We start from the raw sequence: 16,081 nt of genomic DNA on the forward strand, positions 1-16,081 counted from the left end.
ATTTTTTGTTTCTTTTGTATCAAGACAAAAGAAAAATATTTACTTTCTACTGTTAATAAGTAATACAACTTTTTCATTGCGTCCCAAAGCATCGAAAACCAACTTTTTCAGCTTCTCCAACGCTTTTCTAGAGCCACTGCCCTTCCCTATTGCGGTTTGTATCGTCACGGGAGCGATACAGCCCAACAATTCTTTTTTGGCATCATTAGCAGGATGGATTAATATAAAATCTCGACCTGGAACATTTTTCAAATGCAAGTGCCATTGGAACTTGGGGCTAAATCGCTTCTGTAAAACATATTCTCCTTCGGGAATACAAGAAATACGCCTTTGGTTTTCCAACCAGGGCAGCTCGATGGTATAACAAACTAATGTGCCGTTCCATGCTAAAACTCCTTGTGTTCCCTCGGGAAAATAGATTCTTATTAACACTAAAACCATCTTAAAGACCGCTTACTAGTACTAATGCCAGTGGATTAAACGCACCATTTTTCAAAGGATACATTTTTCCATTTACCTCCTGAAAAAACTCAATACCTAAAGCCAAAAACAACGGACTTACACTGTTTGGTGTCACCATATTCAACTGATTGATGGCCACTACTGGCGTGGAATCCCACGGTTGGATGGCTGTCTCAGAACTAGAAACTACAAAAGTTTCCTCCTCAAAATTAATTTCGGCTCCCGCAGAAATAATTTTATAGTGAGTTGTTCCACCTGGAGCAGCGATCATATTCGTCGGAACAAAAGGATCTACAGCAACTGAAATTTCACCTGCCGCTCTATCAATCGTTCCAATAAAAGGAACAAACAAAGTAGTCCCTAATTTTCCAGTGATATTGAAATCAAAACCTGCAAGCAATTCCGCTTCGCCATCAATTACATTACGCAACCCTCTTTCGTTCACTAAATCCGCTTGAATCACTTTGACCATAGATTGCGTCAGTCGGCTCACCATTCTACTATCAGCAGAATTGATAAGCAAAGTTCTCAACGCTGTTCTCAAAATCTTTCCAGCCTTCCCAGCTCTTCCAAACTCAGAATTGTTCTCACGCGTTCTTTGGAATGCGGGATCACTTTTGATTCTGCTCGCATCAACGCCACCTTTTTCACGGGCCAAATGGCCATCTTTGGTTTTGTAAAAAGTAATATCTCCGATAGTACCTTTCAATTTAATTATGCCTTTCTGTCTTGCCATAATTCCTAAAATTTTAAATTAATAAATGTTTCAAATTCACTCAATCATCATCCTGTTGCAACATCTTTCGATTGATTATGAAACAAATTTTAGCCAATAAAATCACATACAAAAGTCTCCTCCATCCCATATGTCACTTTGTGACACAAAAGGCGTAAATCGACGTAAATGCCCATCTACATCAATAATAAATTGAAGCAAATGACCGCTTCTAAACAAAAGAGATTTTTTACTAACTTTATTGAGTTCAAAAACTTGGATCATAAGAGTTTCAAGTCATTCAAAGCCTGATCAAAGCCATAGATAGAGTATGAGAACAAATAACAAGAGATTATGTATCTACCCTAAAGACATACAACGCATAACCGGTATGAGTTATCGTCAAAGTATTAGACTACTTCAAAAAATGAGGATTAAGTTAAACAAACTAGAAGATGAATTTGTGTCTATTGAAGAATTTTGCCAATTTACAAGCCTTAAAATTGAACAGGTTGAACCTTTAATAATTGGATAGAAATTATGATTGAGGTGTTCAAAATTTAATCTTTAGCAGTTCAATAAAAATAGCGAACTAATGCATATTTTGACAAATTACAACCCGTTTTTAGAAGTATTTTTGTAAATTTGCAGTCATCAACGCAGCTGAAAAACTGTAAAAATTTGAAGGGGCACATGTAGGGGCATTTGAATAAGAAAATATATATAGAACTCTATATATCAAACACATAGCATAGATAAGATATTCCCTCTTTCTCCGCCATATAAGGTTTCAAAAGAAACTTTAAAAGTCAAAAGCCTTTAAATACTAGTATTTAAAGGCTTTTTCATTTTGTGTCATTTGTCAAAACATACATATATTATCAAAGAACAGTGACCCTATTAGTGACCCTATTATAAATTTTACATATTTGGCAAAAATAGGGTCACTAGAAATTAAGAATTCCCCGGGAATTCCCCGCTATCACTAGCAACTCTCAAAGTTTTTAAATCAATTTGATTATTAATTTAAAAACAAGAAGTTATGTTAAAAGTAATTTTTTATCTCAAAGCTGGAAAAGTGAGCAAAAAAGGAGAATCTCCAATTTTTGCACGAATCTCTTACCACCAACAATCGATTACGATGAGCACCGGTAAAACAATCTTAAAAGAAAGATGGCAGTTTACCAAAAACCTCAGAACGGTGCTTAAACTTGAAAAGGAAAAGGTATTAAAACACAGCCTGGAGCTTTTCCTATTGAATATCGAAAAGAAATTTAATGAATTGGCTAAGGAAAGTTCCGATATTTCCTTGGTACAGCTTAAAAATGAGTTCAATGGTAAAACTAGTATCCAAACCAAAGGAGTAAGTATCGTAGAAATTATGCAAAAGCATAATGCATACTTTGAAAAAAAAGTAAATGCAGAGGAGCGTTCTAAAGCTTCATTCCAAAAATATGAACGATCCAAGGAACTGCTTGTAAACTTTATGAAACAACAGTACCAAATTGAAGATCTACTGTCAAATGAAATTTCCAGCGCCTTTATTTACAATCTCGAGTCATTTCTTAAATATGAAAGTAATTTTAAAGGGAAGGTTGGGATTAAAAACAACTCGGTGGTAAAGTATATGAGAATGTATAAAACAGCCTGTAATTACAGTATTAGAATGGGTTTGATAGATAAGAACCCATTTGCTTTTTACGATGGTAAAATAAACATTAAAGACGCAGTATTTCTCACTCAGCAAGAGTTAAACCGAATTGAAAATAAAAAATTTTCCGCTGAGCGTCTTGAGAGAGTCAAAGACACTTTCCTTTTTAGTTGCTACACCGGATATGCACCTGTGGATGCTTCAAACCTTACTTCAAATAACATATTTCAAGATAACAATAATGCTCTATGGATTATGACCAACAGGACAAAAACAGCCATTAGAGCAAACGTTCCCATACTCCCTCCGACTCTCAGAATTATCAATAAATACAAGGATCTACAAATTGGATTAATTCCTAAGATATCCAATCAAAAAATGAATGCCTATCTTAAAGAAATTGCAGATCTATGTGGAATTGATAAACACCTTACTTGGTATGTTGCAAGACATACGTTTGCAACCACCGTAACTTTAGGAAATGGTGTTAGGATAGAAAATGTTTCTTCAATGATGGGCCATACAAATATTAAACAGACACAACATTATGCTAAAGTTTTAGATGTAAACGTGATGGAAGACATGACTAAATTAAAGGAAAAATATATGTGATCTAACTTCACTTTACTAAATATAACATTCATATTAAATACAAAAGGATTCCCGAGGGAATCCTTTTGTATTTATCTCTTTTAGAAATTCATCAAAAATAATTAACTAATAATTCTAAACAACTCTTTTTATTTTTGAAAATAGCATTCAATTTATTGTCCATTTTTATTGAGTAATTTTTCTATTTTACTTGCCTCATATAAAAATATGTCACCAAGTTTTGTATATGGAAGTACACCTGTTTGACGGTATTTTATAATTGTATTATTAGATAATCCGAATATTTTCTTTAAATCTTCATTCCTATAGTATCGTAACCTTGGCTTTACATCATGACCACTAATCTTAGAATCAATTTTTTCCAGTCGGGCTTGCAAAGGCTCAAGCAAATTTTTAATTGCTGACAAATATGCGAATATATTAGCTTTTCCTTCTTTAGACATGATCTATGATTTTTTATTAGTTAAAACAGAGAATGAAGAATAATGGTGTTTTCAAACATCTTTAGAGTAAATTATTATTTAAATGCAATTTTTGCTCTTCGTTTTTGGAGTACTTCAATAATTTTATCGAGAAATTTCAATTGTTTATCTCCATAAGTAAACCCCTTAGCTTCTGAAAATTGTTTACTTATTGTGCCGATATTTACTTGTTTGCCTAAATCTCCAAAGTAGGTGAAATTATTTTCAATAAATTTCTGCATTTTACTTCTATTCTGCTTTTCGTCTTTATCGTCAAAAAATAAAATAGTCTCATCCATTAAAATGTAGAAAAGTTGTGCTAGTTCATTTTTGTTATAGTGAGAAGCACATTTACACTTTGTTACTTTCATTATAACAGCATCCCTATTTATATTATTGAATAGCCTTAATCCCAGTAATGACTCGAATTGTTCTATCCTAGTGGATAGTACTCGAACGGAAACCGAAAGCTGGTTAACTGTTACTTTTTTCATCTTGCTTTTATATTAAAACTCTTGGCTATATACTAGGTGCAGAGCAGGAAAAATAAATCTTGCTCGCCTGATTCCTTTTAAAAGAGGGTTCGTATTTGATATAACCATATTCGTTTAACTCTTTTACGCATTTATGATAAGTGGTTGATGTCGATATTTTTGCTATTCGCATAATTTCATAACTAAAAACCTGTATAGGACTAGTAAAACCCCTATCTCCACTATATTTCAATAAAGCGGCATACACACCGATATGCGTAATACTGATACGGTAATCCTTTTCAATAGCTGAAAAGAAATCTGATAAGGGTTTTAGACTTTCCATTATTTATCACATTGAATTAGACTTCTTCTTTGTTCTTTTTTTTTCCTTAGGAATATCAGTCTCTTCACTATCGATACTTGTCCCTCGTTTTTTACTGTCCTGTTTAACGGAAACCTTCTCCCCTTCTTTCTGTTTCTCGCCTTTAGACTCCCGATTATCAATACGCTTCATATTTGTATCGTAAACATTGATTGTCTTGAACTGGGGATTGACTTCAACAAATTGCTTGACCTCTTTGCCATCATTCAAAAATGTAGCAGATTGAAGGTTTCCTTTTTTCAGAGAATCCATTAGATCCTCTTTGTATTTTGGAGTTTCTAATTCTTTTATAGGTAACTTAGCTAGGGTAGCCTCAAGATCATATCCATAATTCTGATGATACTGGTTTAGCTTGAAGTTACCATTGGTATCTGTTTCCTTAAAATCCATCTGCACCCAAGAATTATAAATCTGACCTTCTTTGTTGGTTAGTTCTTTATTGACCGCTCTGCCTTCCATTAGATTATAGGCTTCTTTCATGGTAATATTACTCCCCTTATTGATATAGAAAGTCTGTTCTAGTGATTCTTTAGAATTGTCTTTCTGTAAATCCACCTTGTAAGAATTAAAAAAATACATTTCACTCTGATCTGATTTTTTAAAACTTAATGTCGCTTTGGCTCGATCTGTACCGTACAACACCTCGTGATTTAATGTGAAATTAGAGGTTTGCTGTTCCATTTTCTCCTTCAATTCATTATCCAAACCTTCTCCAAAACCAGTGTACTTAACCTGGTTACGCAAGTATTCAAAATTTTTCTCGTTCATGATTCTTATATTTAAATGATTACTAGTTATAATTTAGGTAGAACCGTAAGCCTCAAAAGCTTTGTGTTTTTAAGCTGTAGTTCAATGTGCCTGCCTCCATTCTTTTCCATAAGTTGGATTACTAAGTGTTTTTTATCTGGAATCGTAAACTTGGGCAACGCAAAAACAGTTGTTCCCTCAGATTCGCCATTAATTGTACTTAAGTTATTGTGAATAAATAGTGGTACAATTTCTATTTCTTGCGATGCGGTACGCTTTATTTTTCTGCTGTCGCGAATAAAAAATCGAAGCTGGTCTATATCATAATTTATACTAGAACTGTTCACCACTCTTGTCTTGTAGTAAAGGACATCATCTCTTATATAGATCCCGTTTAATTGGAATTTAATCTCATATATTTTTTTCATAGCACCAGCTACCTTGTTCTTATGATAAAAAGCTAATTTGGAATTTTTAAGTAATTCCTCCTCGTTCTCGCTTTGCTCTGAAAAGTAAATTTCCGGACTTTTTGACTTTGCCTTGTCCAGACTGAGACTCAATTGTGGCGACTCTTCATCATAGTTTACCACAAACGAGTACAGTTTTGCGTCTGCTGTGATCACCGTAAGATTGGTCTGGATAAACCCCTGTTGTGCCGCTTTAATATGCAATATATTTTCAATCCCTTTCGCCTTCTGGGTTAATACATCTTGACTTCCCTTGTCTACACTTTTAATGGCATAAGGAAATACTATAGTTGTTGTTTTTGAATACCCGATATATAGGGAATCTGACTCCATTTCTGCAAAATGATTTCTTTCCGTTTTCTGTGCAAAGGATCCAATGGAAACAGCCCATAAAAACCCCATAAGTAATACATTAATTTTTTTCATGTTTTTAGTTTTTAGTTTGAATCATTTTCTTTCTGGTTGTCATCTCGAAGTAATACTTGATAACCCGCCTTTAAAACCACTTTAACCAATTTTACTTTCTTGCTTAGCAGGCTTTTTGCCGCCTCAATTCCTGCTCCCGCAGCCTTTGCACCCCATGAATCATCAAGAGTCCCCATTCCTATGTTCTGCATGGAACGATCAGCAGTTGTTTTAGCAACATCCCGATTAATAGTGCCGGGGATATAAATTCCATCCAATCCGTCCATATCGTAAACAGAAAGTGCTACTGGATACAAGGAAGTATTGTACCTAAGACTATTAATTTTGATAGTCAGTCGCTCCCCTTTTAATGAAGCTATTCCAAACAAAAAATTGTCTTTTGGTATCTCAACACCATTAATATAAATAGCACTAGTAAGTCTTAATTTTACAGTAGCCCCATTAACTATCGTTTGCGTTTCATGAATAACAGCCGGTATTGTATTATGAACATCGACAGTACTTCCATTTTCATCCAAAGAATAAAATCCATTACGCTTGGATTGTCCATCAATTAAAAGTTGATTTTTGGGCATGCTATGTAATGATGAAGCTATCTCTTCCATCGATTTGGAGCTGATCGAAAATACTTGTCCCCGATTTTCTTTCGAAACTTTTCTAAGTCTTTCCTGAACTCTTTCAGGATGCTGAATATCAAGTATGTTTTCAAGCATTCCGCTAAGTTGTTTCAATTCAGGGTCTTCATTTTCTTTTTGCCCATTCATAGAACTCATCATTTGTCCTAACCTATCGATGTCGTCGGAATGTATTTCTGATGTATTTGATTTTACATTTTTACTCGAACCTTGATTTTGACCTGTAATTATAGTTGGGCTATTTATGGCCTTTTGTAGTGCTTCAAGCTTTTTATGAATCTTTTCTTCATTTAAATCCCGATACATCGCTGTGTTTAATCCGCTGCGTCCATCGTCCTGGCTACCTCCTTTTAAAGTTGTATCCTCAATAATTTCCGTTGTATCTCCTTGAAAAGATTGCCTTAGATAATTAGGATCATTCTTAATGAGTTCATCTAGCTTTGCCGAATCAATAGCAGCTTGTTCATAGTAATTCATCTTATCTAAGAACAATGCTTCTTTCAGGTTTGAATCAGGGAGCTTTGTATTAAAACCTTTTTTTTCTGCTGTTTCCAATGTGGAGGCATTCATTTCACCACCTCCTAGAATCCAAAATAGACATGTAATAAAGGGCAGTACCAAGAGCGGGAGTACAATCAGCATTTTGCGCTGTCTTTGCATTTTTAGTGATTCGGTTTTACGTTCCATATTATTATATTTTAAATTGTGAGCGTTAATAATTCTCTTCAACTACAAGGCTATCCTATAATCCAGGGCAGAACTTTAGGATGCTGTCCTGTACTCCTTTTCCAGTGGGACTGCGTCCTAAACTATCCATATATATTTGGAAACGGACAATTCTTTCTAATTCCATTTTACTTAATGATCTATTAAGTTGATTTTGTTTAGGATCGAATACTACCCTATTTGTCGGCCTACTGATCAGACTGCGCTCTATACTTTTTGAATCTTTTCCATTGAGACTATCCACAATCAGATAAACGTTGCCACCAACTGTAAATACTACAAAACAAAACAGTATTAGAATCCAACTTTTAGCCGATAAATGTGCCGTCTTCCGTTCCAGCCACACAACGCATTTATGCTGTAGCCAAAGATTAGCCTCATCGAATCGTTGGAATAAATAGCGTTCTTTACTCTTATCGTCTTCAGCGCATTTCTTACTCTTTCTTTTAAATGTGTATTTCATAATCCATTCTTTATTATTTTCTGTTCTTTGTACTTAAATCTCTATTCTCAATAGTGCTCCAGCGCTCAATTAAAAATCCATGTGGATTGTTGTCACTTCGGGACACATTTCGAAGATTACCCTCTGTTATTAGATTCCGATGAGCAATACTTGTAGGCCGTATTATGTTTTGGGTGGCATAGCAGCGGAACTGATAGGGATAGGCATTAATGTCAATTGTTACGCTATCCACAACTATGGTTTGACTAACATTTCCTGATATGATACTTGAATAATATCCATTTTCCTTTAAATCATCATATACTCTTTTTGCACTATCATCTGCTAGATAAAGCGCCTTAGTAACATTAATTTTAATTACTTTATCGTCAGGGTCTAGACTGAAAAACAGTGTGTGAAACGTTTTTACATGATCTTTAGCTTCAACTGGAATATTTTCCTTTCTATCAGATGAAAAGGCTTCAAGTGCTTTTCCATTGGCGAGTATATATACCTTATCCTGCATTTGAGAAACCAGACTAAAACTTTTGTAAAGAGCAAAGGAGCATAGGACAACACATCCAATTACAACTAGCATCGTAAAGCTCCGAACATATCGAAAAGCCGTGTCAATATTTTTCATTTTACTAAACATGATATTTCAGTTTATTGATTAAGAATTACCTTTTAATTTATCCCCCATATAACCATCCTTATCTTTGAAATAAGGAGTTGAACTACTAGATCCAGACATACTTTGAGACATCCTTCCTGCCGCATTACCCATCGCATCTGCCATCATACCAGCACCAGTAGAAACACTACTTATTGCAGAATTTGTAGAATTACTGAAGATCGTAGTTACCTTTTGACTTAATGCTCCTCCACCACCCGCATGTACTATATAATTCGCTACTGAGGGAACCGTAAAATAGCCAACAATCCCTATAATCATGAACACTAAATACGCCATATCGGTTCTACTAAAGAAAGTATCTCCGTAATCATTTACTTGGGCGATATCTAATTGCAACATCTTCTCCTGTATTTTTCCGATGATGCTACCGAAAATATTAGCAACTGGAAGCCACAGATAAATATTGATGTACCGCGCCAGCCAAACGGTCAAAGTATGTTGAAATCCATCAAAAACAGCAATCCCAAATACTAAAGGACCTAGTATGGAAAGCACCACAAGTTGAAAAGTACGCAGGGTGTCAATACACAATGACGCTGCTTCAAACAAAACCCTTAATACTTCACTCATCCATTCTTTAACCGAATTGCGGAAATTAAACGATGCCTTTGCCATGGCAAATTTCACATCGTTGCCTATCCCCTCAATCATTCCTTCGCTATCTGGATTTGCATTGTCGTGTGTATATTTATACCATCTGTCCTGATCACCATTTCCGGATTCTCCAACATACATCTGCCAGGAGTTGGTACTTTTAATGGCTTCCTCTTTCTTTTGAAGCAATAACCCAATAGCCTTATTAGAACCATCCACCATTGAAGCAGTTGCTGTAACGGTAGGCTTCATTACTCCGTTGATCAAGTCCAAGACCGAAGGGAAAATCATAATACAGAAACCGATTACAAAAGGCCGTAGCAGCGGATAAAAATCTATCGGTTCTGCACTAGCAATGTGTCTCCATACTCTTGATCCGATATACCAAATAGCTGCAAAACCGGCTATGCCCTGTCCTATTCCCAGTAAATTGTTACACAAAGGCATCATTTCATCATAGAGCTGATCGAGAACTCCATGTAAACTGTTCATGTCGGACGCTATGCTTTGCGCCTGGCTCCCAAAGGGCAATACTATTCCTAGGGCTGTAAATAATACTCCCTTGCTTCTCTTTGCCATCTTTATTTTTATTTAGTTATCTGTCTTATAAATACTGCGCATTACCCGCACATCATTGCGTTCTTTTGCACGCTGGATTTCCAATACTGTAGTGTTGTTATTAAAGCTTCGAAGAAATAAAAGTTTGTCCTGCATATCAGCATAAATCTTGTCAATCGCTGTGATTCTTTCCTCATCGGTCATTCTTAATGTATTGGCGGTAATAACCGTAACCAATTCGTCCAAATTCCTCAAGCTCTGATTTAGTAGATTACTATATACCCTTGAGAAATAAGCTATTTCAGTAGAACTGAAATTCCCACTATCCCTGAAACCTTCAAATGCGTACTTGTATTCTTTTACCAAAAGCAATTGATATTTCACAATTTCACCGACTCTTCTGTAGTTCCGTACTGTAGGACTTACTTGCATTAAGGCATCAAGGAATGTTTCATGAAGGCTGAAATTACCCTGTGACAATTCTTTAATTGTGTTAAAACCACCATTCAGAATTTGATATCCCTTTTTCATATCTGTAAGAATCTGCTTGAATTGTGCTAACTTTTCTATGTTCAATAGCAACTGTTGCATTTCCTGTGATTGGGCTGCAAGCCTAGGTGGAAAAAATAAGCTCAGGAAAAGAGTCCCAATAATTAGTATCTTTTTCATTAGAAATTGGTATTAATGCCATTCAAGTCACGGCTTGTTTTCAGATCTTTCTTTTCTTTGGCTCTCGACAACACCATTAATCTTGTTTGCTTAGTAAAGCTTTCACCAAAACTGTAATTCTCCAACATATTCAGATATAAGGCATCAATGCGTTTCATTCGCTCCTCTTCTTTCATTTCAAGTTGACCATCCGTCACTATGGTTAAGAGTTCTTCTAAATTTCCATCACAATTCTCAATTAGACGATCCACTACTCTCTTGATATAGGCTATTTCATTCCCATGAAAGAGATCATCCCCTTGTACTTGTCTAATAATAAAACTTGAACTTTTGATGATTTTTAGTTGAAGAGCTATAATCTCGCCCACCTTTGCATATGTTTTTATTTTCGGATTGACTGTTTTCAGCGAATTGAAATAATCGGAGTGAAGATTAAATTCTCCTCGTTTGAAATCACCAATTGTCGTTAGCCCCTTTTTGACTACCGAATATCCTTTTTGCGCATAATCAGTATAGATCTTTAAAGCAGCTATTTGCTGCAGCAATACTTTTCTTTGCTTTAGCTGTCCATAAAGATCAGTGTTCATCAAAGCTGTAAATAGTAAAAACAGAAATAACTTTTTCATAGCTTTATTGTTTTAGTTCGGGATGCCATAAAATTTCTTAATAGCATCTGCGTCATGCTTCGTTTTCGCTCTTTGCAGACTAAGCTGCCTATTTTGCCTATTGAATAATCTAAGGTCATCATAGTTGGCATCAATTTGATCGGCGGCTGTATTGATGATTTCCAATCTTTTAGAATCACTCATTTGGATTGTAAAGGAATCAAGAATCAGAAAAATCTGGTCTATATTTTCTAGGCTCTCGTTTAGTATACCCGAATACACTTTTTGCATATACTCTATTTCTGCAAGATTAAAATGTGGATCTAGTTTAAAGAGCCTCCAGGCCCTTTGATATTCATCCACGAGCCGTACTTGTTTCTCACTAATATTTCTTATTCGCTGATAATAACTAATAATTGACTTGACTTTCATTAGCTCATCATAATAATTCTTATACAAGTCTTTTTGCTTCTGTGTCCACTGCGAAATATCATCTAGTTTTAGCTTGGAAAGCGTATTCTCCAATTTCTTGTGCGCGTTTTGCAACCAAATCGTTTCATTTTGGAGTCGCTGAATGCGAAGATCTATCGCCAAAATCACTTTTTTAATTGCGGCAGTAATCACTCCAACTATAGGCAAAGCAATAACTGTTGTAGGCCTTGCAGGACTACTGACCAGCAGCAGACAAAGCAAACACAAGCTTATTTTTCTCTTTGTTTTCATAATGCAACTCATTTAGTTTCCTTTCCTTTCTCATGTATTACTATTAGAGCATTAAAGTCCCGCTCTCACAGTTTTTCCTCGGCTCGCAAGTCAGCAGCCAATGCAGCAATTCCTTTTTGAATATCACCTCCAAACATTTTTGTATAGGATTGCACTTTTAGTTTTTCCGTTTCTTCAGTAGTATAGGCGAGATATTCTTCTAGGGATACTTCGGTTCGGTAAACTTTAGAAAGCATACCACCCAACGAAATAAAAACTTCCTTGTATTTCTTATCGGGATCATTGGCTTTACTTACTGATAACACCAATGCTTTTTCTTTTTCTGTGAGTCCCAATAGTTCTTGAATTTGTTCAAATTTGTTTTGATACTTACTCTGATCCAGTAATATCTTGCAGTCGCTATTATTGATGATTGCCTGCTTCACTACTGGTGAAGAAATGATATCTTCCACTTCTTGGGTAACCACGATTGCCTCGCCAAAAAACTTCCGAACTGTCTTAAATAAATACTTAATATATTCAGCCATACCCTCCTTAGCAATAGCCTTCCACGCCTCCTCAATTAATATCATTTTACGAACTCCTTTTAGCTTTCGCATTTTACTAATAAACAGCTCCATTATGATAATGGTAACCACTGGAAAAAGTATCGGATGATCCTTAATATTGTCTAATTCGAAAACAATAAATCGCTCTTGTAACAAGTCTAAATTTTCTGTTGCATTGAGCAGATAGTCAAACTCCCCACCTTGGTAATACGGTCGCAATACGTAGAGAAAATTATTTACATCAAAATCCTTTTCTTTTACCTTGTCCCCTTCCAATACTTTTACAAAATCCTCTTTTAAAAAGTCATAGAAAGTGTTAAAGCTGGGAAACAGCTGCGAATTGACAGCCAGCTTCTCATAATACAATTGTAAAGCATTTGATAAGGCTACATATTCAATGCGATTAAAGGTCTCGTCGTCTTTTTTCCAAAGCGCCAAAAGCAAGGTTTTAATACTTTCCTTTTTCTCTGTATCCAAAGTATCCCCATCCCCAATGTAAAATGGATTGAATTTGATTGGATTCTTTTCATCATAGGTGAAATAGTAGCCTTTTACCATATCACACAATCCTTTGTAACTATGACCTACATCAACAAGTACGACATGAGTTCCTTGCTCATAATAGCTTCTGACCATATGGTTCGTAAAAAAAGATTTTCCGCTTCCTGAAGGTCCCAGAATAAACTTATTGCGATTAGTACAAATACCCATTTTTACTGGCTCATCACTGATATCCACATGCACGGGTTTTCCTGTCAAACGATCACCTAGTCGGATTCCGGTGGGGCTGAGCGAAGAACGATAAGCTGTTTCCAGATTCAGGAAGCAGCTTGCTTGCTCCACAAACGTATCAAAGCAATCATTCATTGGAAAATCAGCTGCATTTCCAGGAATCCCTGCCCAATAAATCTGGGCAGCGCCTACCGTTTCCTGCTTTGCAGCTGCATCCATTTGTACTAAAGCGGAAGAAACTTTGTTTTTAATTCCTTTCAATTCTTCTTTTCGATCGCTCCAAACCAATACGTTGAAATGTGCTTTAACCGGTAACCGTTGCTGACTAATCGCTTCATTAAGAAAATCATTTGTAGCATCCCGAGCAATTAAGTTCTCTCTACTATAAGCCGATAAAGACTGTAAGCGTAACCTTTTACTTTCTAATTTCTGTAAAGTCTTTTGGAAGTCCTCTATAAAAATATACTGATTGTAAATATGATTGCATGAAAGCAGCTGACCCAATGTTGAGGCAAAACCAACGCTAAATTTGGTTCTGTCAGTTGAATACCGGTCATAATTAATTCTCGAACCGCAAAGCGCAGGTAAATCAGCTGCATCTCCTAAAGTATATATCTGGCAATGTTTGTCACCCACCTGTAAACCTTCGTTGAAAGCAATGTCATTAAATACAAAGGAATCCACTTTCTCAGACAAGCTGCAATAGCGCTCTATAACTCCAATTTTCCTACCATGACTTCGCAACTCATCATTGCCCAGACGCTGCAGTTTTACAAAGCCACTGTCTTCCAATATTCGCTTGAATTGCCCTGTACTATCAATAAAATCTTGACGTAAACTCTCCTTTAATGTTTCTTCAGGCACCATTGAAGGCCTAATTAAATTAGAAAACAAGGAACTGGACGTCTTTCTTCCCGCTGGTTTTTTAGTCAAGAAAATATAGCATGAATGATCTAAAAAAGGACGCTCATTAAAGAATCGCTCACTACAACGACTAAGAAAACTATGGTCATCATTTTCAAAATGCGGTTGATGCTTACTATCAATGAACCAGTCTTGTTTGTGAAAAACGCTAAATTTCGGCAATATCTTTATGGCCTTCACCCACGCTTGGTGAAATGCCTCATACTCCTGATCAGATAACGTAAATATTTCTGGGAGTTCTGCTTTGAATACTACAGTAACATCCCCTTGTTTGGATAGAATACAATCGTGTTCTACATCCATTATCGGTAAAATTGCTTCCATCGTCTTTTCCATCATCATCTCCATTTAGCTGTCTCTTCCTTCCGTTGACTATAGTTTTCGCATTTTGAAAACGCTTCTGCTTTGGGTCTTGATTGCTTTAGGTAATTGTCTTTTAGCTAACGCTTTCATCATCCCAAACTCGCCGTACTTATGACTCATTTTATAAACCTTCACAACCATCACGGTTCCTCCAATACCTATAATTCCTAAGGAAATATAGGAGGGAAATCCGATTATATACATAATGGAAAAAAGGATCATTAATACTACTATTCCAGCTCCAAAATACCAGATGTATTGCGCTTTCAACCCTTTGAATTCGATACTTTTATTAATTCCCTTATTTATATGATATACTGTATTTGCCATATTTATAGAGTTTTAAACCCCGAAAAAAGATTTTATTACAGTAGCGACTACAACTAGAAAAACACAGCTACCAAACCAAGCGGCCGCTACTTTTCCTGTGTCAGGATCACCCGCATTCCATTTCTGATACACCTTAACAGCGCCAATCAGTCCAAGCAATGCACCAATAGCATACATCAACTGAGTACCTGCATCAAAATAACTCCGTACTTTTTGGTTCGCTTCATTAATTCCCGCAAGCCCATCTTGTCCATATCCTTGATAACTGAATACTAACAATAACACTATGCTAACACCGACAATCCTCTTTTGTCGACTTACTCTTTTTAAATTCGCGATGCACTTCTTCATAATACCTTGTTTTAAAGTTCAAATCATTAAAAATAATGCAGAGCATGCCACTGTCTCAATTTCTCATTCCTGTCACATTAAGCCATACCGCACTGAAACGGACAGGGGCAATTCCTCCACAATTTTTTAGTATTCTTATTCATTTTTAGTCCATAATTGTTCGACCTCTTCAAGGCTTAAACTTATAGTATCTAGTTTTTCACATTCTGAAATAATCAGCTCACTGACTGAGGATCTAAAAGAAGAATTTTTAATAGATGGATGCTTACAGAGAAGCAAACTGAGACGGTCCTGTAACTCAGTTTTGACTAATTTTCTTTGAGCTGCCTCATTTACAACATTTTTCAATCCTTCTACAAAAGCATCTATATCAATAATAGATTTTTCTGGCTCTCCAAATGATGGCTGCAATGAGGTATCAGTAAAAGTTGGTGGCTGAACTACATCATAATGAATCTCTAAGTCGTTAGTCCTGCGATTCCGAAGCTTCCGCTTTCCTGTAACAACTTCTCTAATTTCTGCAAAGTAAAATCGCAACCCTACAAATAAATACCAACTTACTAATAGCAGTACGATCACAACGATGTAATTGCCCCATGAAATGTTTGTAAACATAGCTTCAAAATTAAATGTTCAACTTCCTTCCTTTCTTTCTATCAAAAATTAAAAAAAAATTAATGTTTGATTTCATTAGTCAAAAGAACAAATAGTTAACTATAGCTACAAGTACAACTTTAAGTTGTACCCTTTAGTACCCCTGATAAAAAGAGCTATATAATCTATTT

At 35.7% G+C, this 16,081-nt stretch carries 19 protein-coding genes; 1 reads left to right on the top strand and 18 read right to left on the bottom strand.

Going from position 1 to position 16,081, the window contains the following annotated elements; translation table 11 throughout:
* Positions 1–39: 39 nt before the first annotated feature.
* Together FQU23_RS07000 and FQU23_RS07005 are read right to left on the bottom strand one after the other, a co-directional pair.
* Positions 40–441, bottom strand: a complete 402-nt coding sequence (locus FQU23_RS07000) for a DUF5675 family protein (RefSeq protein WP_147673241.1) — start codon at positions 439–441, stop codon at positions 40–42.
* Position 442: 1 nt separating this feature from the next.
* A complete protein-coding gene (locus FQU23_RS07005) occupies positions 443–1,198 on the bottom strand; it encodes a hypothetical protein (protein ID WP_147673242.1) in 756 nt (251 codons plus the stop codon).
* A gap of 1,021 nt (positions 1,199–2,219) precedes the next feature.
* Here FQU23_RS07005 and FQU23_RS07010 point away from each other — a divergent pair.
* Entirely contained in the window at positions 2,220–3,440 is a 1,221-nt protein-coding gene (locus tag FQU23_RS07010; RefSeq protein WP_147673244.1) for a site-specific integrase, read from the top strand.
* 152 nt (positions 3,441–3,592) lie between these two features.
* On the opposite strand, the gene FQU23_RS07015 is transcribed toward FQU23_RS07010, so the two are convergent.
* The 16 genes from FQU23_RS07015 to FQU23_RS07090 form a co-directional block, all read right to left on the bottom strand.
* Positions 3,593–3,883, bottom strand: coding sequence for a helix-turn-helix domain-containing protein (locus tag FQU23_RS07015; protein ID WP_147673245.1), 291 nt, complete (start codon positions 3,881–3,883; stop codon positions 3,593–3,595).
* A 74-nt stretch (positions 3,884–3,957) separates the two neighbouring features.
* On the bottom strand, positions 3,958–4,395 hold the full coding sequence (locus FQU23_RS07020) for a hypothetical protein (RefSeq protein WP_147673246.1): 438 nt from the start codon (positions 4,393–4,395) through the stop codon (positions 3,958–3,960).
* Between the two features lie 25 nt (positions 4,396–4,420).
* Positions 4,421–4,720 carry a hypothetical protein gene (locus tag FQU23_RS07025; RefSeq protein ID WP_147673247.1) on the bottom strand — a complete coding sequence of 100 codons (300 nt, stop codon included), beginning with the start codon at positions 4,718–4,720 and terminating at the stop codon, positions 4,421–4,423.
* A gap of 6 nt (positions 4,721–4,726) precedes the next feature.
* Positions 4,727–5,527, bottom strand: coding sequence for a hypothetical protein (locus FQU23_RS07030; RefSeq protein WP_147673248.1), 801 nt, complete (start codon positions 5,525–5,527; stop codon positions 4,727–4,729).
* Between the two features lie 26 nt (positions 5,528–5,553).
* Positions 5,554–6,399: a conjugative transposon protein TraN gene (gene traN / locus FQU23_RS07035; RefSeq protein WP_147673249.1), complete on the bottom strand. Its 846-nt coding sequence runs from the start codon at positions 6,397–6,399 to the stop codon at positions 5,554–5,556.
* Between the two features lie 11 nt (positions 6,400–6,410).
* On the bottom strand, positions 6,411–7,721 hold the full coding sequence (gene traM, locus FQU23_RS07040; RefSeq protein WP_147673250.1) for a conjugative transposon protein TraM: 1,311 nt from the start codon (positions 7,719–7,721) through the stop codon (positions 6,411–6,413).
* Positions 7,722–7,776: 55 nt separating this feature from the next.
* Complete coding sequence (locus tag FQU23_RS07045; RefSeq protein WP_147673251.1) at positions 7,777–8,223, bottom strand: hypothetical protein; 447 nt, start codon at positions 8,221–8,223, stop codon at positions 7,777–7,779.
* A 13-nt stretch (positions 8,224–8,236) separates the two neighbouring features.
* Positions 8,237–8,857 (bottom strand): conjugative transposon protein TraK, encoded by a 621-nt coding sequence (gene traK, locus FQU23_RS07050; RefSeq protein ID WP_147673252.1) that lies wholly within the window; start codon positions 8,855–8,857, stop codon positions 8,237–8,239.
* An 18-nt stretch (positions 8,858–8,875) separates the two neighbouring features.
* Entirely contained in the window at positions 8,876–10,072 is a 1,197-nt protein-coding gene (gene traJ / locus FQU23_RS07055) for a conjugative transposon protein TraJ (RefSeq protein WP_147673253.1), read from the bottom strand.
* Positions 10,073–10,084: 12 nt separating this feature from the next.
* The gene (locus tag FQU23_RS07060; protein ID WP_147673254.1) at positions 10,085–10,720 is read right to left on the bottom strand and encodes a TerB family tellurite resistance protein; all 636 of its coding nucleotides are present in this window, start codon (positions 10,718–10,720) and stop codon (positions 10,085–10,087) included.
* Positions 10,720–11,346 (bottom strand): hypothetical protein, encoded by a 627-nt coding sequence (locus FQU23_RS07065; protein ID WP_147673255.1) that lies wholly within the window; start codon positions 11,344–11,346, stop codon positions 10,720–10,722. Before FQU23_RS07065 ends, FQU23_RS07060 begins: the two co-directional genes overlap by 1 nt.
* A gap of 12 nt (positions 11,347–11,358) precedes the next feature.
* On the bottom strand, positions 11,359–12,048 hold the full coding sequence (locus tag FQU23_RS07070) for a conjugal transfer protein TraI (protein ID WP_147673256.1): 690 nt from the start codon (positions 12,046–12,048) through the stop codon (positions 11,359–11,361).
* Positions 12,049–12,113: 65 nt separating this feature from the next.
* Entirely contained in the window at positions 12,114–14,588 is a 2,475-nt protein-coding gene (locus FQU23_RS07075) for a TraG family conjugative transposon ATPase (RefSeq protein ID WP_147673257.1), read from the bottom strand.
* Between the two features lie 36 nt (positions 14,589–14,624).
* Complete coding sequence (locus FQU23_RS07080; protein WP_147673258.1) at positions 14,625–14,945, bottom strand: DUF4133 domain-containing protein; 321 nt, start codon at positions 14,943–14,945, stop codon at positions 14,625–14,627.
* Between the two features lie 12 nt (positions 14,946–14,957).
* The gene (locus FQU23_RS07085; RefSeq protein WP_147673259.1) at positions 14,958–15,296 is read right to left on the bottom strand and encodes a DUF4134 domain-containing protein; all 339 of its coding nucleotides are present in this window, start codon (positions 15,294–15,296) and stop codon (positions 14,958–14,960) included.
* Between the two features lie 135 nt (positions 15,297–15,431).
* Entirely contained in the window at positions 15,432–15,911 is a 480-nt protein-coding gene (locus tag FQU23_RS07090; protein WP_147673260.1) for a hypothetical protein, read from the bottom strand.
* Between the last annotated feature and the right edge of the window lie 170 nt (positions 15,912–16,081).

Source organism: Flavobacterium sp. XN-5 (assembly GCF_008033395.2).
GTDB classification, from domain to species: domain Bacteria; phylum Bacteroidota; class Bacteroidia; order Flavobacteriales; family Flavobacteriaceae; genus Flavobacterium; species Flavobacterium hiemivividum.